The sequence below is a fragment of the Streptomyces sp. NPDC017448 genome, from assembly GCF_044330565.1.
GTDB lineage: Bacteria > Actinomycetota > Actinomycetes > Streptomycetales > Streptomycetaceae > Streptomyces.
Genome location: NZ_JBIRLM010000026.1, coordinates 23,996 through 42,351 on the forward strand (window position 1 = coordinate 23,996; position 18,356 = coordinate 42,351).

Genomic DNA, 18,356 nt, shown 5'->3' on the forward strand with positions numbered 1-18,356 from the left:
TTCAGTGGTTGAAATTCCATGACGTAAACGAGGAGACACGGAACCGTGACGGACATCGTCGACGAGCTGAAGTGGCGCGGGCTGTTCGCCCAGTCCACTGACGAGGACGCATTGCGCAAGGCTCTCGCGGACGGTCCCGTCACCTTCTATTGCGGCTTCGACCCGACCGCGGCCAGTCTGCACGTGGGGCACCTGGTGCAGGTGCTCACCATGCGGCGGCTCCAGCAGGCCGGGCTGAAGCCGCTCGCGCTGGTCGGCGGGGCCACGGGGCAGATCGGCGACCCGCGGCCCACCGCCGAGCGCACGCTGAACGACCCGGAGACCATCGCCGCCTGGGTGCAGCGGCTGCGGGGGCAGATCGAGCCCTTCCTCGACTTCGAGGGTCCGAACGCGGCGACGATGGTCAACAACCTGGAGTGGACCGCGGGCCTGTCCGCGATCGAGTTCCTGCGGGACATCGGCAAGCACTTCCGGGTCAACAAGATGCTCACCAAGGACTCGGTCGCCCGGCGGCTGGAGTCGCAGGAGGGCATCAGCTACACCGAGTTCAGCTACCAGCTGCTCCAGGGCATGGACTTCCTGGAGCTGTACCGCCGGCACGGCTGCACCCTCCAGCAGGGCGGCAGCGACCAGTGGGGCAACCTCACCGCGGGCATCGACCTGATCCACCGCCTGGAGCCGGGGGCGGCCGTGCACGCGCTGGCGACGCCGCTGATGACGAAGGCGGACGGGACGAAGTTCGGCAAGTCGGAGAGCGGCGCCGTCTGGCTCGACCCGGAGATGACGACGCCGTACGCGTTCTACCAGTTCTGGCTGAACGTGGACGACCGGGACGTCTCGCGGTACCTGCGCATCCTCAGCTTCAAGAGCCGTGCGGAGCTGGGGGAGCTGGAGAGGCTGACCGAGGAGCGGCCGCAGGCGCGTTCCGCGCAGCGCGCGCTGGCCGAGGAGCTGACCACGCTGGTGCACGGCGGCGCGCAGTGCGCGGCCGTGATCGCGGCGTCGAAGGCGCTGTTCGGCCAGGGCGACCTGGCCGAACTGGACGAGGCGACGCTGAACGCCGCGCTGTCGGAGGTGCCGCACGCCGCCGTCGCCGAGCTGGGCCCGCTGGTGGACCTCCTGGTGGAGGTCGGTCTGGCGCCCAGCAAGTCGGGGGCCCGGCGCACGGTCAAGGAGGGCGGCGCCTACGTGAACAACGTGAAGGTCGTCGACGGCGAGGTCCCGCCGGACGCCGGGGAGCTGCTGCACGGACGCTGGCTGGTACTGCGCCGGGGCAAGAAGAACCTGGCCGCCGTGGAGGTCCGCCCGGCGGGCTGACCTCTCGCGCACCGCGTACGTACGCCGCGGCCGGCCACGCCTGGGATGCGTGGCCGGCCGCGGCGCTTCGGCTTCAGGGTCGGCCGCGCCGTCGTGCGGGCCGGTCTCGGGCGTGCGCGTCGTCGGCCGCTCCCGGGGCCCTCGGTGGGACGGCCGTCATCCCTTCTGCGCCTTGATGTGCTCGACGACCTCGTCGAAGGCCTCGGCCGGCGAGAAGTCCACGTACTCGCAGTCCTCCAACGCCACCGGGACGTGTCCGGGCGGCCAATAGAACGCGTCTCCGGCTTCATAGAGATCGTCGCCGTGGGGCGTCCGCATCTTCAGCCGCCCCTTGAAGAGATAGCCCCAGTGCGGGCACGGGCAGAGGTCGTCGGCCAGCCCCTTGAGCGCCGGCCCCATGTCGGTGCCCTCCGGAAACTTCACGAAGGCGACCGACAGGTCTCCGCCGATGTCCTGAACACGCAGCTCCACACCGTCGCCTTCGATGGCGACAGGGGTGTCCTTCTGCGTCGTCGCTGTCATGGCTCCTCCTTGCTCACCCGGTGAAGGACCCAGCGAGAACTTCCTCTCCCAGTCTGGAACCGCGAACGGCACACCGCGAGCCCGGTGCGCCGCTTCACCAGGCGTTGGAGCAGCGCCACCGGGCGGGACTCCGGCACCTCATGGCGCTGCGGCCGGACACGCCTTGCTCGTGTGTCCGGCCGCAGCGCCATGAGGTGCCTTCGGTGGGTCAGGTTCTCTGCCGGTTGCCCCGGATCGCCTGCCAGGCCATGTCGCCCACGGCGACGACCGCCACGGCGCCCGCCAGTTGCAGCAGGTGGCGGATCCAGTCGATGCCCTTGGTGTCCTCGACGCCGATCCAGCTGGCGACGGCGTTGCCGAGGATGCTGCCGAGGACACCGAACACGACCGTCAGCCAGAGCGGGATGTCCTGTTTGCCGGGCAGGATCGCTCTGGCGATGACGCCGAGCACCAGGCCCACGATGATTGCCCACAACCAGCCCATTTCGCCTCCTCGTACGGCGCGGAGTGCGCGTCCGTCCAGTCTTGGCCCGCCGTTCGGGCGGCGCATGCCCGGTTGGGCCGTTCGGGGGACACGGAACCCGCCGGTGGGGCCGCGCCCCCGTCTCCTGTCCGGCGGGAACCGGGCGTACCGTGGAGGCAGCGCGAGCCCGGGAAGCCGGGCGAGGAGATCGGGTGGTGGAGCATGCTGCGGAAGAACGCGGGGCCGGAGGTCATCCGGATCACGGGCGCCCGTCAGGGGCTGACGGAGGACGTCCGGGGCCGGCAGCGGCGCTATGTGATCTCGATGTCGGTACGCACGGTGTCGGTGGTCCTGGCCGCGGTGCTGTGGAACGTGGAGCGGCATGTGGCGATCGTGGCGCTCGTGCTGGGGGTGCTGCTGCCCTACATCGCGGTGGTCATCGCCAACGCGGGGCGCGAGAACGTGACGTCGCTGCCGACGACGTTCGTGGCGATGCCGGTGCGGCCCGCGCTGGGGGCCGGGCCGGCGCCCGGCGCGGCGGAGGCCGGGGACGCCGGGGGGACCTCGGGCCGGGTTCCGCCGCCGCACGGGGACGGCTGACCTCGTACGCCCCGTGAAGGCCGGGAAAAGCTCAGATCAATCATGACGTTCCGGTGCACCGCACGCCGGTCCCCGTGACATACTTCAAATCCGCTCCGCATCCCCCGTCGGAGCGACAGACCGACGCCGGGCAGCTCCCCCCGTGGCTGCCCGGCGTCGCCTTTTCTCCGGCGGGGACGGCTCGGAAACGCGCGGTGAGCGCCTGCCCTAGGCTGAGGCGCGTGATCTTTTCCGAGACCTCCGCCGAGAGCCCCACCGGCGCCCCGATCTGCTCCGCCAAGGGCTGCCGGGCCGCCGCCGTCTGGGTGCTCGCCTGGAACAACCCCAAGCTGCACACGCCGGAGCGGCGCAAGACCTGGCTGGCCTGCGAGGAGCACCGGGAGCACCTGTCGTCGTTCCTCGACGTCCGCGGTTTCCTGAAGGACGTCGTGGCGCTGGAGGACTGGGAGTCCGGGGGCGGGCCCGGGGACGGCCGGGCGGTCTGAGTCCCGGCCGTCGGCCCCGGAGGCGGCTCAGCCGCCGATCGCGGACATGGGGCGGTCGGGTTGCAGGAAGCTCGGGTCGTCCAGTCCGGACCCCGCCTTCTTGCCCCACATGGCCGTCTTCCAGAGCCGGGCGATCTCCTCGTCCGGCGCCTCCCCGCGCAGCGCTCCGCGCAGGTCGGTCTCCTCGCGGGCGAAGAGGCAGGTGCGGACCTGGCCGTCGGCGGTGAGCCGGGTGCGGTCGCAGGCGCGGCAGAACGGGCGGGTGACGGAGGCGATCACCCCGACGCGGTGGGGGCCGCCGTCGACGGTCCAGCGTTCCGCCGGGGCGGAGCCGCGGGAATCGTCGCCCTCGGGGGTGAGGGTGAACCGGGTGCGGAGCGAGGCGAGGATGTCCCCGGCGGTGATCATGCCGTCGCGTTTCCAGCCGTGCTGGGCGTCGAGCGGCATCTGCTCGATGAAGCGGAGCTCGTAATCGTGGGCGACGGCCCAGGCCAGCATGGCGGGGGCCTCGTCGTCGTTGAGTCCCGGCATCAGGACGGAGTTGACCTTCACCGGGGTGAGCCCGGCCTCGCGGGCGGCCTCCAGCCCCTCCAGCACGTCCTTGTGGCGGTCTCTGCGGGTGAGGGTCTTGAAGACGTCGGGGCGCAGGGTGTCCAGCGAGACGTTGACCCGGTCGAGTCCGGCCGCCTTGAGGGCGGCGGCGGTCCGCTTGAGGCCGATGCCGTTGGTGGTGAGCGACATGCGGGGGCGCGGGGCGAGCGCGGCGCACTGCTCGACGATGGAGACGAGACCGGGGCGCAGCAGGGGTTCACCGCCGGTGAAGCGGACCTCGGTGATGCCGAGCGAGGTGACGGCGATACGGATCAGGCGCACGATCTCGTCGTCGGAGAGCAACTCGCTCTTGCCGAGCCACTGGAGGCCCTCTTCCGGCATGCAGTAGGTGCAGCGCAGGTTGCACTTGTCGGTGAGTGAGACGCGCAGGTCGGTGGCGACCCGGTCGTAGGTGTCGATGAGCACGGTGGATCCCTCCCCCGGTGGTGCCGGCGCTCTTCCGATACCTCCGAGCCTACGTGAGACAGGTGACATCGGCGGGGCCCGTTTGCCACGAGGCGCGGCCGGGCCGCGTCGTAGGGTCCTACGACGCGGCCCGGCGGCGGGTGGCGGGCGAGGGGCCCGGAGGGGGCCCGCCCCGGTGCGGTCAGTGGGCGCCGATGCCGGTGAGGGACTTCACCTCCAGCTCGGCGTACTTGTCGGTGTCGGGCTTCTCCTTGGCGACCAGCGAACCGACCCAGCCGAGCAGGAAGCCGAGCGGGATCGAGATCAGGCCGGGGTTCTCCAGCGGAAACCAGGCGAAGTCGACGTCGGGGAACATCGAGCTGGGCTTGGAGGAGACGACCGGCGAGAACAGCACCAGCAGGACGGAGGAGGCGAGGCCCCCGTAGATGGACCAGAGGGCCCCGGTGGTGGTGAACCGCTTCCAGAAGAGGCTGTAGAGGATCGTCGGCAGGTTGGCGGAGGCCGCGACGGCGAAGGCGAGGGCGACGAGGCCGGCGACGTTCAGGTCGCGGGCGAGCGCGCCGAGGGCGATGGAGACGACGCCGATGGCGACGGTGGCCCAGCGCGCCGCGCGGACCTCCTCCTTCTCGGTGGCCTGTCCCTTGCGGATGACGTTGGCGTAGATGTCGTGGGCGAAGGACGAGGAGGAGGCGAGGGTGAGTCCGGCGACGACGGCCAGGATGGTGGCGAAGGCGACGGCGGAGATCACCGCCAGGAGGATGGCGCCGCCGGTGGAGCCGGAGCCGCCGCCGATCTCCAGGGCCGCCAGGGGCGCGGCGGTGTTGCCCGCCTTGTTGGAGGCGATGATGTCGCCGGGCTTGAGGAGCGCCGCTGCGCCGAAGCCGAGCACGATCGTCATCAGGTAGAAGGCGCCGATGATGCCGATCGCCCAGTTCACGGACTTACGGGCGGCCTTGGCGGTGGGCACGGTGTAGAAGCGGATCAGGATGTGCGGCAGCCCCGCGGTACCGAGGACCAGGGCGAGGCCGAGGGAGAGGAAGTCCAGCTTCGAGACGCCGTCGGCGCCGTACTTCAGACCGGGCTCCAGGAAGGCCGCCCCCTTGCCGCTGTTACTGGCGGCGGTGCCGAGCAGGTCGGAGATGTTGAAGTCGAACTTCAGCAGGATCAGGAAGGTGATGAGCAGGGTGCCCGCGATGAGCAGGACGGCCTTGACCATCTGCACCCAGGTGGTGCCCTTCATGCCGCCGATGGTGACGTAGAGGATCATGAGCACGCCGACCAGGGCGACGATGAGGATCTTCCCGGCGTCGCTGGTGATGCCGAGCAGCAGCGAGACGAGCACGCCCGCCCCGGCCATCTGGGCCAGCAGGTAGAAGATCGAGACGACGATCGTGGAGGTGCCGGCGGCGGTGCGGACGGGTCGCTGGCGCATCCGGTAGGCGAGGACGTCGCCCATGGTGTAGCGGCCGGAGTTGCGCAGGGGTTCTGCGACCAGGAGCAGGGCGACGAGCCAGGCCACCAGGAAGCCGATGGAGTAGAGGAAGCCGTCGTAGCCGAAGAGGGCGATGGCTCCGGCGATGCCGAGGAAGGACGCGGCGGACATGTAGTCGCCGGAGACCGCGAGTCCGTTCTGGAATCCGGTGAACTGGCGCCCGCCCGCGTAGAAGTCGGAGGCGCTCTTGGTCTGGCGGCCCGCCCAGACGGTGATGAAGAGGGTCGCCACGACGAAGACGGCGAAGAGCGTGATGATCAGGGGCCGGTGCTCGCTCGCGCCCTCGGTGGCGGCGAGCTGGACGGCGGGGTGGAGGGCGGGGGCGGTGCTCATACGTCGGCCTCCATACGGGACTTGATCGCCTCGGCCTTCGGGTCGAGCTGGGTGGCGGCGTGCCGGGAGTAGAGCCAGGCGATGAGGAAGGTGGTGGCGAACTGGGCGAGACCGAGGACGAGCGCCATGTTGATGTTGCCGACGACCTTGGTGGCCATGAATCCGCCCGCGTAGTTGCAGAGCAGGACGTAGAGCAGGTACCAGGTCACGAAGGCGATGGTCAGGGGGAAGGCGAAGGACCGGTGGGAGCGGCGCAGGTCGGCGAAGTCCGGGCTCGCCTGCATCGCGACGAACGCCTCGGTGGTGGGCTGGACGGGGCCGCCGGGCGAGGCGCCCGGGGGCGGCGGGGCATCGGTAGCCACGGAATCTCCTCGTGACGCGGGTGCGGTGGGCTGGGGGGCGGTGGGTGTCAAGGAAGCCTCTGGTGCCGGGGACGGTGATGTGCCTCCTGGACAACGGCACGGAGGGCGCGACGAAGCGGTTCACCGCCCCTTCCGCCTTCCGGGAACCGGTTCTTTCGCCTTCTCGGGGGTGTCGCGGTGCGTCCGGCTGCCGGGGCGTCACCCGTTCGCGTTCCCCCCTCCCCCCTCACTCTTCGAACTCACTTGCCCGGAAACGTTGATGCGCCGGGGTGATCGGCGTAGCTTCACTCGTCATGTACGCGACCGAACACGCCAGGTGTCCGGTCGTTCGGCACGGATGATGTGGAGAACCCATGGCTCATCTGTCATCGAGACGGACCCGCGCACTCGCGGTGCCCGTCGGACTCGCGCTGACGGCCTCGCTCGGCTTCCTGCCGACGGCGACGGCCACGGCGGCGCCCACGGGCGAGCGGTCCTCCGCGAGCGTGCGGACCGACGGGCCGAAGCTGTCCTACGTGGTCAACACCCGGGGCGGCCACGGCACGGCCGAGCACGTCGAGAAGGCGATCGCCGAGGCGGGCGGCACGGTCGTCGTCGCCTACGAGCAGATCGGCGTCATCGTCGTCCACTCGCAGAACCCCGCCTTCGCCGAAACGATCCGGCGGGTCCGTGGCGTGGAGTCGGCGGGCGCGACCCGCACCAACCCGATCGTGCCGCAGGCCACCAAGGACGTCGGCTCGATGGCGGAGCCGCTCACCGCCGAGCAGGCCGCGGACGCCGCAGCGGACGCGAAGGCCGACGAGGACCCGCTGGAGCCACTCCAGTGGTCGCTGTCCGCGATCAAGGCGGACAAGGCGCACCAGAAGTCGCTGGGCTCGAAGAAGGTGACGGTCGCCGTCATCGACACGGGCGTCGACGACACGCACCCGGACCTGGCCCCGAACTTCGACAGCCGCGCTTCGGCCAACTGCGTGTCGGGCGCTCCGGACACCACCCCCGGCTCCTGGCGTCCGGCGGCGGGCGAGAGCGACCACGGCACGCACGTGGCGGGGACCATCGCCGCCGCGAAGAACGGCGTCGGCGTCACCGGCGTCGCCCCGGGCGTGAAGGTGTCGGGCATCAAGGTGTCCAACCCGGACGGGTTCTTCTACACCGAGGCCGTCGTCTGCGGGTTCCTCTGGGCCGCCGAGCACGGCGTCGAGGTGACCAACAACAGCTACTACACCGACCCGTGGCTGTTCAACTGCAAGAACGACGCGGACCAGGGCGCCCTGGTCGACGCCCTCACCCGTGCCGTGAAGTACGCGGAGCGCAGGGGCACGGTCAACGTCGCGGCGGCGGGCAACTCCCGCCATGACCTGGCGACCGACGCCATCAAGGACACCACCAGCCCGAACGACTCCGAGACGGTCACGCGCACGGTCGACCCGAGCGTCTGCCCGGACATCCCGACCATGCTGCCGGGCGTCGTGACGGTCTCCGCCACGGGCGCGAAGGGCCTCAAGTCCTCGTACTCGAACTACGGCAGGGGCGTCATCGACGTGGCGGCCCCGGGCGGCGACTCCACGGTCTACCAGACCCCCGAGCCGCCGGCCGTCAGCGGGCTGATCCTCTCCACGCTGCCGGGCGGCAGGTTCGGCTACAAGGCCGGTACGTCGATGGCCTCCCCGCACGTCGCCGGCGTCGTGGCGCTGATCAAGTCCCAGCACCCCTACGCCCCTCCGGCCGCGGTGAAGGCGCTGCTGACCGTCGAAGCGGACGCGAAGGCGTGCGGTGAGCCGTACGACATCAACGGGGACGGCGTCATCGACGCGGTCTGCGAGGGCGGCAGGAGCTACAACGGCTTCTACGGAGCCGGGATGGTGGACGCGCTGGACGCGGTGCGCTGGTAGCGGTACGGACGAGGGGCCCGGGGAGATCGCTCTCCCCGGGCCCCTCGGGCGTTCCCCGGGCGGGGCGGGGGGTCAGGGCGCGCCGGAGCCGGCCCGGCCCGCGGCCCGCCCCACGGCGGTGAGCACCCCGAGGGCCAGCAGAGCCTGGGCGGCGATGTAGGTGAGCATCACCCAGAAGTCGGGGGCGGGCGCCTGCGGCCACTTCGCGATGCCGGTGGCGATGAGGGCGTCGGAGAGCAGGAAGAGCGCCCCGCCCGCCGCCGCGTACGGCCCGAACACGCCCGCCCGCCAGGCCGTCGCGGTGAGCAGCAGGCTGTAGCCGGTGAGCGGGGCGCGCAGGTCGGCGGGGAGGTCCGGCCAGATCAGCGCGAGGAAGACGGCGAGGACGACGGCGTACCCGGCCCCCGCGACCGCCGCCGGGGTCCGCCCGCGGCCTCCGCCCCGCCCGAACAGCGTCAGGTAGCAGACGTGGCCGGCGGCGAAGGAGCCCATGCCGACGAGGAAGGCCAGGTCGTCGTCGACGAGCAGGAGGACGTCGCCGCCCCACCCGAACAGCAGGGCCGCGACGAGCAGTCGGGGGCCGCCGCGCAGGGCCGCGTACCCGGCGAGCAGCGGCATCAGCAGCGGCTTGGCGACCAGGTGGACGGGCTCGGCCCCGGCGATCAGCCCGGCCAGGTCGGCGGCGGCGGCGAGGAGGAAGGCGAGGAGCACGGGACGGGCGAAGCGCTCGGCGCGTCCGCCGGCCCCGGGGGTGCCGGGGCGGGCGGCGGTGGCGGTCACAGGGCGCGTCCCGGCGCGGAGCCCCGCAGGGGCGCGGACGACGGCTCCCCCGCCCCGGCGGTGGCGGGCACGGCTCCCGCCTTCGCCGCCGGCTGCCACCCCGGCCCCCGGAAGACGCGTCCGGCCCGCTCGCTCCAGGTGTCGGCGGCGCGGACGTCCCGGGCGATGGCGGCGTACTCGTGGGTGGCGACGCGCAGCGGGTTGTAGGTGTCGATGTTCTTGGTGAGCCCGTAGACGGGCCGTTCGGCCTCCGCCGCGAAGGAGCCGAACATCCGGTCCCAGACGATCAGGATGCCGCCGTAGTTGCGGTCCAGGTAGCCGCCCTGCGAGGCGTGGTGGACGCGGTGGTGGGACGGGGTGTTGAGGACGTACTCGAAGGGGCGGGGGAGCTTGCCGACCCGCTCGGTGTGCACCCAGAACTGGTAGACGAGGTTGGCCGACTGGCAGAACGCGAGCGCCGCCGGGTGCACGCCGCAGGCGATCAGCGGCAGGTAGAAGGGCCAGACGGTCGCGGAGGTCCAGGGCTGGCGCAGCGCGGTGGTGAGGTTGAACTTCCGGCTGGAGTGGTGGACCACGTGGCAGGCCCACAGGATCCGGATCACGTGGTGGCCCCGGTGGGACCAGTAGTAGAAGAAGTCCTGGGCGAGGAGCATCAGCAGGACGGTCCACCACACCACGGGCACCCGCAGCGGCGTCAGCTCGTAGACCCCCGTGTAGATCGCCAGGATGGGGATCTTCCACAGCAGGTCGAAGCCGAGGCTGCCGAGCCCCATGGTGATGCTGGTGGCGGCGTCCTTCGTGTCGTACCCGGCCGCGTCCTCGTCGGGATGGAGGCGGTAGCTGACCATCTCGACCACGGTGAGCAGCACGAAGGCCGGTATCGACCACAACACGACATCGGGCAGGTTCGGCTCCATGCGAGCACCGTAGGGCCGCGGGTCGGTGAGGGCTAGAGGTTGTTACCCACAAGTATGCGAGACCCGCAGTCAGCAGTCTTTGGCGCCTTCTGCCAAGAGCCCGCCTCCTGGCGCCTGCCGGACGGCCCCGGCGGGGAGGAACGAGCAGGCCGGATGCGGAAGCCGCCCCGCCGCGACCGGCCGCCGCGCGGGCGCCGGCCGCCGGGGCGCCGCCGCCCCGGGGTCGCAGGTCAGGCCGAGGAGCCCAGGGGGTGTGCGGCGTCGAGCCGGGTGCGCAGGGTCGCGGCGAAGTCTTCGGCGCGGGCCAGCTGGGTGCGCAGCTCCTCGATCTTGCGTCTGGCGTCCCGCTCGTAGGTCCGCACCCGCTCCAGGAGCATCTCGCGCTCCACGCCGTCCACCGGGCCGGCCCGGTCGAGGCGGTCGGTGGCGTCGAGCAGATCGCGCATCTGCTCCAGGGTGAAGCCGAGGGGCTTCATACGGCGGATGACCATGAGCCGCTGCACATCGGACTCCGTGTAGAGGCGGAACCCGCCCTGGGAGCGGGCGGAGGGGGCGACCAGACCGGTCTCCTCGTAGTGCCGGATGGTACGCAGGGACAGCTCCGTCCGCGTGGCGACCTCGCCGATCTGCATGTGCTTGCCGTCCACGCCCGTGTCCCTGGCCCTTCTCCTCGTGGCGGGCCGCTTCCCGGTGCGACCTCGCCGATCCCTACTCTAACGTTAGGGTAGAGTTGTTGACGGTGAGGGCGGCCCGACCGCTCCGCCACTCCCGTTCCGGGGCCGATGGCGCCCCCGGCGAAGATCCGATTCTCGCAGGAGAGAGCGTGCGCGAGCCCATGACGCCGACCGCCGCCGCCTGCCCGCCGTGACCCTTCGCCCCCGGAGGTGAGCCGCCGGGCGGCCCGCGCCGCCCCACCCCTCCCCCCACCCTTTCGACTTCCGGCCCGTTCCGCGGGCCGTCCGCGGGGCGCCCGCCCGGTCCTCGCGCGCCCTCCCCCGCACGCCCCCGGCCCGACGCAGGGACGTGCCCGAACACGACAGGTACGCATCCTCTTGTCCTCTGCCGCTGTGACACCCGCCGCGCGCCTGCGCGGCCTCAAGCCGGACTGGCTGAACGACCCGAAGATCTGGCGCACCGAGGTCCTGGCGGGCCTGGTCGTCGCGCTGGCGCTGATTCCCGAGGCGATCTCGTTCTCCATCATCGCCGGCGTCGATCCCGCGGTGGGCCTGTTCGCCTCGTTCACCATGGCGGTGGTCATCTCGATCGTCGGCGGCCGACGCGCGATGATCTCCGCCGCCACCGGCGCCGTCGCCCTCGTGATCGCTCCGCTGAACCGCGAGTACGGCCTGAGCTACCTGATCGCGGCCGTCATCCTCGCCGGGGTCATCCAGGTGCTCCTGGGCGCGCTGGGGGTGGCGAAGCTGATGCGGTTCGTGCCGCGCTCGGTGATGGTCGGCTTCGTCAACGCTCTGGCGATCCTGATCTTCATGGCCCAGGTGCCCGAGATGCACGACGTGCCCTGGGCGGTGTACCCGCTGATCGCCGGCGGCCTCGCGCTCATGGTGTTCTTCCCCAGGATCACCAAGGTGGTCCCGGCCCCGCTCGTCTCGATCGCCGTCCTCACCCTCATCACGGTCGCGGCCGGCATCGCCGTGCCGACCGTGGGCGACAAGGGCGCCCTGCCGTCCTCCCTGCCGGTCCCCGGCCTGCCGGACGTGCCGTTCACCCTGGACACCCTGACGACGATCGCGCCGTACGCCTTCGCGATGGCCCTGGTCGGGCTGATGGAGTCCCTGATGACCGCCCAGCTCGTCGACGAGATCACCGACACCCGCTCCTCCAAGACCCGTGAGTCCGTCGGCCAGGGCGTCGCCAACATCGTCACCGGTTTCTTCGGCGGCATGGGCGGTTGCGCCATGATCGGCCAGACCATGATCAACGTGAAGGTGTCCGGCGCCCGCACCCGACTCTCCACGTTCCTGGCGGGCGCGTTCCTGATGGTGCTGTGCATCGCCTTCGGCCCGGTCGTCTCCGACATCCCGATGGCCGCTCTGGTCGCCGTCATGGTCATGGTCTCCTTCGCGACGTTCGACTGGCACTCCGTCGCGCCCAAGACCCTCAAGCGGATGCCCGCCGGGGAGGTCACCGTGATGGTCGTCACCGTGACCGCGGTGGTCGCCACCCACAACCTCGCGATCGGCGTCGTCATCGGCACGGTCACCGCCATGGTCGTCTTCGCCAAGCGCGTCGCCCACCTCGCCCACGTCACCGCCGTCCCCGGCACCGACGACGGCACGGTCGTCTACCGGGTCACCGGAGAGCTGTTCTTCGCCTCCTCCAACGACCTCGTAGGCCGGTTCGACTACGCGGGCGACCCGGAGAAGGTCGTCATCGACCTGGCCGCCGCCCACATCTGGGACGCCTCCTCCGTCGCCGCCCTGGACGCCGTCGAGGCCAAGTACGCCCAGCGCGGCAAGACCGTGGAGATCACCGGGCTGAACGGCCCCAGCGCCGACCTCCACTCCAAGCTCACCGGCGAACTCGCCGGCAGCCACTGACCTCCGCACCGCGGAGGGCCCCGGTCCGGACCGGGTCTCCCGCGGCGCCGCCGCGCCTTTGCCGAATAGGGTCCTGTCAGTCGCGGCCCGTATTCTCTGTGACCATGCTCGACGACCGCCAGACAGCCGCACCGTGGCCGACCGCCTACCCCCAGGGGTACGCGGTCGTCGACGTGGAGACCACCGGCCTCGCCCGTGACGACCGGATCGTGTCCGCCGCCGTCTACCGGCTGGACGCCCGGGGCGAGGTCGAGGACCACTGGTACACGCTGGTCAACCCGGAGCGCGACCCCGGGCCCGTCTGGATACACGGGCTGACGAGCGACGTGCTGGAGGGCGCGCCGCTCTTCCCCGAGGTGGCCGCCGCGCTGTCGGAGCGGCTGGCGGACCGGGTGCTCGTCGCGCACAACGCCGCGTTCGACTGGTCGATGATCGCCCGGGAGTACGCGCGGGCCTCGGTCGTCGCCCCGGTCGAGCACCGGCTGTGCACGATCGCGCTGGCCAAGGAGTTGCGGCTGCCGCTGCCCAACCACAAGCTGGCCTCCCTCGCGGCGCACTTCGGAGTCGTCCAGCAGCAGGCCCACCACGCCCTGGACGACGCCCGGGTGCTGGCCGAGGCGTTCCGGCCGAGTCTGCACGCGGCGGCCCGGAGCGGGGTGCGGCTGCCCCTGCTGGAGTGCCGGCCGCTGACCGAGTGGTCCGACTCCCCGGTCGCCCCGCGCACGGGGTACCAGCCCTCGCGGCAGCCGAACAGCTGGCGGCCCTCGCGCAAGCGGCCGGCCTGCCCGTACCCCAACCCGGGACGGTACGAGAAGGAGAAGCCCCTCCGGCAGGGGATGCGGGTGGCCTTCTCCGGGGACACCTCCGTCGACCGGGAGCTGCTGGAGGACCGGGCGGTGGAGGCCGGCCTGCACGTGGCGACCAGCGTCTCCCGGCTGACCAGCCTGCTGGTGACCAACGACCCGGACGCGACCACCTCCAAGACGCAGAAGGCGAAGGCGTACGGGACGCCGATCCTGGAGGAGAGCGCCTTCACCCACCTCCTGCGCGACGTGGCCCCCGCCGAGGGCTCCGCGCCCCCGCCCCAGGCTCCCCCGCCGTCATCGGAGTGAACCGGGCACGACTCGCCAGGCAGCCGCTCGCCCCCCGCCGCCGGGCGTCCCACCCTGTGGCGCATGGCACGTTGTGAGGTTTGCGGAAACGACTACGGCATGTCCTTCGAAGTCCACGCGCAGGGCGCGGTGCACGTCTTCGACTGCTTCGCCTGCGCCATCCACCGCATGGCGCCGATCTGCGAGCACTGCCGGGTCCAGGTGATCGGGCAGGGCGTCGAGGCCGACGGGCAGTGGTACTGCGGCGCCCACTGCGCCCGCGCCGAGGGAAAGGCGGGCATCGTGGACAAAGTCTGACGCACCATCCCATTGGCGGATGGCTCCGGCCGTACCCCTGAGTGCCGCACCCCATGGCCCCGGTTGTACGGTCATGGGGTGTACCGCTTCCTGTTGACCCGGCAGTGGGTGATCCTCACCCTGCTCGGCCTCGCGCTGATCCCGACCATGATCGAGCTGGGTTTCTGGCAGTTCCACCGGCACGAGCACCGGGTCGAGCAGAACGGGCTGATCTCGCGGAACCTCGACGCGCGGCCGGTCCCGGTCACCGAACTCACCTCCCCCGGCCACACCGTCCCCCGGTCGGACTACTGGCGGACGGTCACCGCGACGGGCACGTTCGACACCGAGCACGAGGTCGTCGTCCGTCGCCGGACCTCGGACGACGACCGCATCGGCGTCCACGTCCTGACCCCGCTGGACCTCAAGGGCGGCGGCACGGTCCTGGTCAACCGGGGCTGGGTTCCGGCCGCGCCGAACCAGACCGACTACCCCGACGTACCGCCCGCCCCCCGGGGCGAAGTGACCGTCACCGGCCGCCTCAAGGCGGACGAGACGACCGGCAGCAGCGGCATCAAGGACCTGGCGGGGCTGCCGGACCGGCAGGTGATGCTGATCAACAGCGACCAGCAGTCCCAGCTGCTGTCCCGGACGGTCCTCGGCGGTTACATCGAGCAGACCGAGCCCGAGCCCGCGGGCGACCTGCCCGAGCAGATCGCCCGCCCCGACGACAGCTCGATCGGCCCGCACATGGCCTACGCCGTGCAGTGGTGGCTGTTCGTCGCCGCCGTCCCGGTCGGCTGGTTCATCCTCGTACGCCGCGAGAAGCGCGACCGCGAGCAGGCCGCGGCCGAGAACGCGACGACCGGAGCCGCCGAGGAGCCCGCACCGGCGAGCGCGTGAGGTCAGCGGCACATCATCCGGTTGGTTGACATCGGCTCGGTCCGGGAAAGCGCCTGGCGTGACCCCACGTATCGAGGACTACGCCCTGATCGGCGATCTCCAGACCGCCGCGCTCGTCGGCAGGAACGGTTCCGTCGACTGGCTCTGCCTGCCGCGCTTCGACTCCGGCGCCTGTTTCGCCGCCCTGCTCGGCACCGAGGAGAACGGCCACTGGCGCATCGCCCCCCAGGGCGCGGCGGCGTCGGACGTCTGCACCCGGCGCTCCTATGTGAAGGACTCGCTGGTCCTGGAGACGTACTGGGAGACGCGGACCGGCACGGTGAAGGTCGTCGACTTCATGCCGCAGCGCGACGCGGCGCCGGATCTGATGCGGATCGTCGAGGGCGTCAGCGGCACGGTGGACATGCGTTCGGTGCTGCGGCTGCGCTTCGACTTCGGCTCGGTGGTGCCCTGGGTGCGGAAGTCGCACGGCCACCGGGTGGCGGTCGCCGGTCCCGACTCCGTGTGGCTGCGCAGCGAACCGCCGGTCAAGACGTGGGGCCAGCAGTTCAGCACCTGTTCCTCCTTCACCGTCTCCGAGGGCGAGAGCGTGGCGTTCGTGCTCACCTGGCACCCCTCGCACTCGCCGCGCCCGAAGCTGATCGACCCGCACAAGGCGCTCAAGCACACGTTGCACGACTGGGCGAAGTGGGCCGGGCGGTGCACCTACGACGGCCCCTACCGCGATGCCGTGCTGCGCTCCCTGATCACCCTGAAGGCGCTGACGTACGCCCCGACGGGCGGGATCGTGGCGGCCCCGACGACCTCGCTTCCGGAGGAGATCGGCGGCGTACGGAACTGGGACTACCGCTACTGCTGGCTGCGGGACGCCACGCTGACGCTCGGGGCGATGGTCTCCGCCGGTTACCTGGAGGAGGCGGAGGCGTGGCGGGACTGGCTGCTGCGGGCCGTCGCCGGGGATCCGGCCGACCTCCAGATCATGTACGGCCTGGCGGGCGAGCGGCGGCTGCCGGAGACGGAGCTGCCGTGGCTGGCCGGGTACGAGCACTCCCGGCCGGTACGCACCGGCAACGCGGCCGTCCGCCAGCGCCAGCTCGACGTCTACGGCGAGGTCATCGACGCGCTCCGGCTCGCCCGCGTCGCCGGTCTCGACGACAAGCCGCACGCGTGGAACCTCCAGCTCAGCCTGCTGGGCTTCCTGGAATCGAGTTGGCGCGAGCCGGACGAGGGGCTGTGGGAGATCCGCGGCCCCCGGCGGCACTTCGTGCACTCCAAGGTGATGGCCTGGGTCGCCGCCGACCGGGCCGTGCGCACCCTGGAGGAGAACCCGGAGCTGCCCGGCGACGCGGAGCGCTGGCGGGCGATGCGGGACGCCGTGCACGCCGAGGTCTGCGAGAAGGGGTACGACCCCGAGCGGAACACCTTCACCCAGTCCTACGGGTCGCGGGAGCTGGACGCCGCGACGCTGCTCATCGTGCGGACCGGGTTCCTGCCGCCGGACGACCCCCGGGTGATCGGCACGGTCGACGCGGTCCGCGCCGAGCTGGGCAGCGACGGGCTGGTCCGCCGCTACTCCACCGAGGGCGTCGCCGTGGACGGGCTGCCGGGCGACGAGGGGGCGTTCATCGTCTGCTCGTTCTGGCTGGTCGACGCGTTGCACCGGACCGGCAGGACCCGGGAGGCGCGGGAGCTGTTCGAGCGTCTGCTGGAGCTGCGCAGCGACATGGGGCTGCTGGCCGAGGAGTACGACGTGGCGGCCGGCCGCCAGCTGGGCAACTACCCCCAGGCGTTCAGCCACATCGGACTGGTGAACTCCGCGGTCGACCTCGCCGGGGACGACCCGGCAGGATAGGGCCATGGATCTTGGACTGAAGGACCGCGTCTACATCGTCACCGGAGCCACCCGGGGCCTCGGCAACGCCACGGCCCGGGCGTTGGCCGACGACGGCGCGAAAGTGATCATCACCGGCCGGGACGGGGCGTCCGTCGGGGAGGCCGCCGCCGGGCTGGGCCCGGACGTGGTCGGGATCGCCGCGGACAACGCCGACCCGAGCGCCGCCCAGCGCCTGGTGGACACCGCGCGGGAGCGTTTCGGGCGGCTCGACGGCATCCTCGTCAGCGTCGGCGGGCCCGCCCCCGGCTTCCTCGCCGACAACACGGACGACCAGTGGCAGACGGCGTTCGAGACGGTGTTCCTGGGAGCGGTACGGCTGGCCCGGACGGCTGCGGCCGCTCTCGGCGAGGGCGGGGTGATCGGCTTCGTGCTCTCCGGGTCGGTCCACGAGCCGATCGCGGGGCTGACCATCTCCAACGGGCTGCGCCCCGGTCTCGCCGGCTTCGCCAAGTCGCTCGCCGACGAGTTGGGACCGCGCGGCGTCCGGGTGGTGGGCGTGCTGCCCGGCCGCATCGACACCGACCGGGTCCGCGAGCTGGACGCCCTGTCCGGCGACGCGGAGGCGGCCCGCACCGCGAACGAGGCGCGGATTCCGCTGCGGCGCTACGGGACGCCCGAGGAGTTCGGGAAGACCGCCGCGTTCCTGCTCTCCCCCGCCGCCTCGTACCTCACGGGCGTCATGGTCCCGGTCGACGGCGGAGCCCGGCGCGGCTTCTGACCGGCCGGGGGGACGGCCGCGCCGGGGGCGCGCCGTCCGTTCGGCGCGGCAGGGGGCGGTGTCGGCCGCCCCCTGCCGCGCGTACGCACCGGGCGACGGCCGGACTGCTTCCGGGGGTGGGCGCCCGGGGCCGTCAGGACACGCGTGCGGCGCGGTGCTTGACGGCCTTGAGCCGGACCTCGGCGGGGAGTTCGGCCAGGCCGGCCGATTCCCTGGCGTGCCTCAGCGCTCCGTCCGCGACCGCGTTCAGCGTCTCCCGGGGCGCGGCGTGCGGCTCCGTCAGCAGGCGGACCCGGGCCCGGGGCGCGGTGCGGCGGCCGGTCAGCACCGTCCGGGCGCGGGACACCCCGTCCAGGTCGCCCGCCTCGTCGGAGACCACGTTCTCCAGGGCGCGGCCCCGCAGCCGGGCCCCTTCGCCGTCGCCGCTGTCCACCAGGACCTCCGCGAGCCGGCCGCGGCGCAGCTGGGCGAGGAACCACCACAGGGCGAGGACCACCAGGACGGCGAGGACCGCGATCACGGTCGGCCACCACCAGCCCTCGTCGCGCCAGCGGTGCCGGGCGGCCGTGCTGAGCAGCACGTCGCCCTTGCCGTCCCAGGGCCACCAGGTCGGCACGGACGCGCCGAGGCCCGCGGCGAGCACGGCCCCGCCGACCACGACCAGCACCAGTCCGGCCAGGGCCAGCAGGACCCGGTTGACGGTGGAGCGCATGCG

The 18,356-nt window shown here is 72.0% G+C and carries 19 protein-coding genes; 10 read left to right on the forward strand and 9 right to left on the reverse strand.

From position 1 onward, the window contains the following. Positions 1 to 45 precede the first annotated feature (45 nt). Entirely contained in the window at positions 46 to 1,317 is a 1,272-nt protein-coding gene (tyrS, locus tag ACH4K1_RS30010) for a tyrosine--tRNA ligase (protein ID WP_398092693.1), read from the forward strand. Positions 1,318 to 1,473: 156 nt separating this feature from the next. Here tyrS and ACH4K1_RS30015 read toward each other — a convergent pair whose 3' ends face one another. Together ACH4K1_RS30015 and ACH4K1_RS30020 are read right to left on the reverse strand one after the other, a co-directional pair. Beyond that, complete coding sequence (locus tag ACH4K1_RS30015) at positions 1,474 to 1,839, reverse strand: hypothetical protein (protein ID WP_398092694.1); 366 nt, start codon at positions 1,837 to 1,839, stop codon at positions 1,474 to 1,476. Positions 1,840 to 2,047: 208 nt separating this feature from the next. Continuing rightward, entirely contained in the window at positions 2,048 to 2,323 is a 276-nt protein-coding gene (locus tag ACH4K1_RS30020; protein WP_398092695.1) for a GlsB/YeaQ/YmgE family stress response membrane protein, read from the reverse strand. A gap of 201 nt (positions 2,324 to 2,524) precedes the next feature. Here ACH4K1_RS30020 and ACH4K1_RS30025 point away from each other — a divergent pair, with 201 nt between their 5' ends. Both ACH4K1_RS30025 and ACH4K1_RS30030 read left to right on the forward strand, forming a co-directional pair. Beyond that, complete coding sequence (locus ACH4K1_RS30025; protein WP_398092696.1) at positions 2,525 to 2,902, forward strand: DUF3099 domain-containing protein; 378 nt, start codon at positions 2,525 to 2,527, stop codon at positions 2,900 to 2,902. A 221-nt stretch (positions 2,903 to 3,123) separates the two neighbouring features. After that, entirely contained in the window at positions 3,124 to 3,387 is a 264-nt protein-coding gene (locus ACH4K1_RS30030; RefSeq protein WP_398092697.1) for a hypothetical protein, read from the forward strand. A 27-nt stretch (positions 3,388 to 3,414) separates the two neighbouring features. On the opposite strand, the gene moaA is transcribed toward ACH4K1_RS30030, so the two are convergent. From moaA to ACH4K1_RS30045, 3 genes are all read right to left on the reverse strand, one after another. Further along, positions 3,415 to 4,404 (reverse strand): GTP 3',8-cyclase MoaA, encoded by a 990-nt coding sequence (gene moaA / locus ACH4K1_RS30035; RefSeq protein WP_398092698.1) that lies wholly within the window; start codon positions 4,402 to 4,404, stop codon positions 3,415 to 3,417. Positions 4,405 to 4,585: 181 nt separating this feature from the next. Further along, a complete protein-coding gene (locus ACH4K1_RS30040; RefSeq protein ID WP_398092699.1) occupies positions 4,586 to 6,229 on the reverse strand; it encodes a cation acetate symporter in 1,644 nt (547 codons plus the stop codon). Next, positions 6,226 to 6,591, reverse strand: a complete 366-nt coding sequence (locus ACH4K1_RS30045; protein ID WP_398092700.1) for a DUF485 domain-containing protein — start codon at positions 6,589 to 6,591, stop codon at positions 6,226 to 6,228. Before ACH4K1_RS30045 ends, ACH4K1_RS30040 begins: the two co-directional genes overlap by 4 nt. A 353-nt stretch (positions 6,592 to 6,944) precedes the next feature. On the opposite strand from ACH4K1_RS30045, the gene ACH4K1_RS30050 reads away from it, so the two are divergent. After that, positions 6,945 to 8,483, forward strand: coding sequence for a S8 family peptidase (locus ACH4K1_RS30050; protein WP_398092701.1), 1,539 nt, complete (start codon positions 6,945 to 6,947; stop codon positions 8,481 to 8,483). A 72-nt stretch (positions 8,484 to 8,555) separates the two neighbouring features. Here ACH4K1_RS30050 and ACH4K1_RS30055 read toward each other — a convergent pair whose 3' ends face one another. The 3 genes from ACH4K1_RS30055 to ACH4K1_RS30065 all read right to left on the reverse strand — a co-directional run bounded on the left by ACH4K1_RS30055 (position 8,556) and on the right by ACH4K1_RS30065 (position 10,827). Continuing rightward, a complete protein-coding gene (locus tag ACH4K1_RS30055; RefSeq protein ID WP_398092702.1) occupies positions 8,556 to 9,263 on the reverse strand; it encodes a lysoplasmalogenase in 708 nt (235 codons plus the stop codon). Beyond that, positions 9,260 to 10,180 (reverse strand): sterol desaturase family protein, encoded by a 921-nt coding sequence (locus ACH4K1_RS30060; protein ID WP_398092703.1) that lies wholly within the window; start codon positions 10,178 to 10,180, stop codon positions 9,260 to 9,262. The genes ACH4K1_RS30055 and ACH4K1_RS30060 overlap by 4 nt, the downstream gene beginning before the upstream one ends. 230 nt (positions 10,181 to 10,410) lie before the next feature. Next, positions 10,411 to 10,827, reverse strand: coding sequence for a MerR family transcriptional regulator (locus ACH4K1_RS30065; protein WP_398092704.1), 417 nt, complete (start codon positions 10,825 to 10,827; stop codon positions 10,411 to 10,413). A gap of 405 nt (positions 10,828 to 11,232) precedes the next feature. On the opposite strand from ACH4K1_RS30065, the gene ACH4K1_RS30070 reads away from it, so the two are divergent. The 6 genes from ACH4K1_RS30070 (at position 11,233) to ACH4K1_RS30095 (ending at position 17,641) form a co-directional block, all read left to right on the forward strand. Beyond that, a complete protein-coding gene (locus tag ACH4K1_RS30070; protein WP_398092705.1) occupies positions 11,233 to 12,738 on the forward strand; it encodes a SulP family inorganic anion transporter in 1,506 nt (501 codons plus the stop codon). Positions 12,739 to 12,836: 98 nt separating this feature from the next. Further along, positions 12,837 to 13,850 (forward strand): DEDDh family exonuclease, encoded by a 1,014-nt coding sequence (locus ACH4K1_RS30075; RefSeq protein ID WP_398092706.1) that lies wholly within the window; start codon positions 12,837 to 12,839, stop codon positions 13,848 to 13,850. A 63-nt stretch (positions 13,851 to 13,913) separates the two neighbouring features. Next, positions 13,914 to 14,147: a hypothetical protein gene (locus tag ACH4K1_RS30080; RefSeq protein WP_078507646.1), complete on the forward strand. Its 234-nt coding sequence runs from the start codon at positions 13,914 to 13,916 to the stop codon at positions 14,145 to 14,147. Between the two features lie 78 nt (positions 14,148 to 14,225). After that, complete coding sequence (locus ACH4K1_RS30085) at positions 14,226 to 15,029, forward strand: SURF1 family protein (RefSeq protein WP_398092707.1); 804 nt, start codon at positions 14,226 to 14,228, stop codon at positions 15,027 to 15,029. Positions 15,030 to 15,087: 58 nt separating this feature from the next. Next, entirely contained in the window at positions 15,088 to 16,881 is a 1,794-nt protein-coding gene (locus ACH4K1_RS30090) for a glycoside hydrolase family 15 protein (RefSeq protein ID WP_398092708.1), read from the forward strand. A 4-nt stretch (positions 16,882 to 16,885) separates the two neighbouring features. After that, entirely contained in the window at positions 16,886 to 17,641 is a 756-nt protein-coding gene (locus ACH4K1_RS30095) for an SDR family oxidoreductase (RefSeq protein ID WP_398092709.1), read from the forward strand. Between the two features lie 133 nt (positions 17,642 to 17,774). On the opposite strand, the gene amaP is transcribed toward ACH4K1_RS30095, so the two are convergent. Then, on the reverse strand, positions 17,775 to 18,353 hold the full coding sequence (gene amaP / locus ACH4K1_RS30100) for an alkaline shock response membrane anchor protein AmaP (RefSeq protein ID WP_398092758.1): 579 nt from the start codon (positions 18,351 to 18,353) through the stop codon (positions 17,775 to 17,777). Positions 18,354 to 18,356 lie beyond the last annotated feature (3 nt).

Excerpts from the sequence above, each read along its gene's own strand:
- ACH4K1_RS30020 (WP_398092695.1), bottom strand. The coding sequence starts at position 2,323 with ATGGGCTGGTTGTGGGCAATCATCGTGGGCCTGGTGCTCGGCGTCATC.
- ACH4K1_RS30015 (WP_398092694.1), bottom strand. The coding sequence starts at position 1,839 with ATGACAGCGACGACGCAGAAGGACACCCCTGTCGCCATCGAAGGCGAC.
- ACH4K1_RS30080 (WP_078507646.1), top strand. The coding sequence starts at position 13,914 with ATGGCACGTTGTGAGGTTTGCGGAAACGACTACGGCATGTCCTTCGAA.
- ACH4K1_RS30040 (WP_398092699.1), bottom strand. The coding sequence starts at position 6,229 with ATGAGCACCGCCCCCGCCCTCCACCCCGCCGTCCAGCTCGCCGCCACC.
- ACH4K1_RS30060 (WP_398092703.1), bottom strand. The coding sequence starts at position 10,180 with ATGGAGCCGAACCTGCCCGATGTCGTGTTGTGGTCGATACCGGCCTTC.
- ACH4K1_RS30025 (WP_398092696.1), top strand. The coding sequence starts at position 2,525 with ATGCTGCGGAAGAACGCGGGGCCGGAGGTCATCCGGATCACGGGCGCC.
- ACH4K1_RS30050 (WP_398092701.1), top strand. The coding sequence starts at position 6,945 with ATGGCTCATCTGTCATCGAGACGGACCCGCGCACTCGCGGTGCCCGTC.
- amaP (WP_398092758.1), bottom strand. The coding sequence starts at position 18,353 with ATGCGCTCCACCGTCAACCGGGTCCTGCTGGCCCTGGCCGGACTGGTG.
- ACH4K1_RS30095 (WP_398092709.1), top strand. The coding sequence starts at position 16,886 with ATGGATCTTGGACTGAAGGACCGCGTCTACATCGTCACCGGAGCCACC.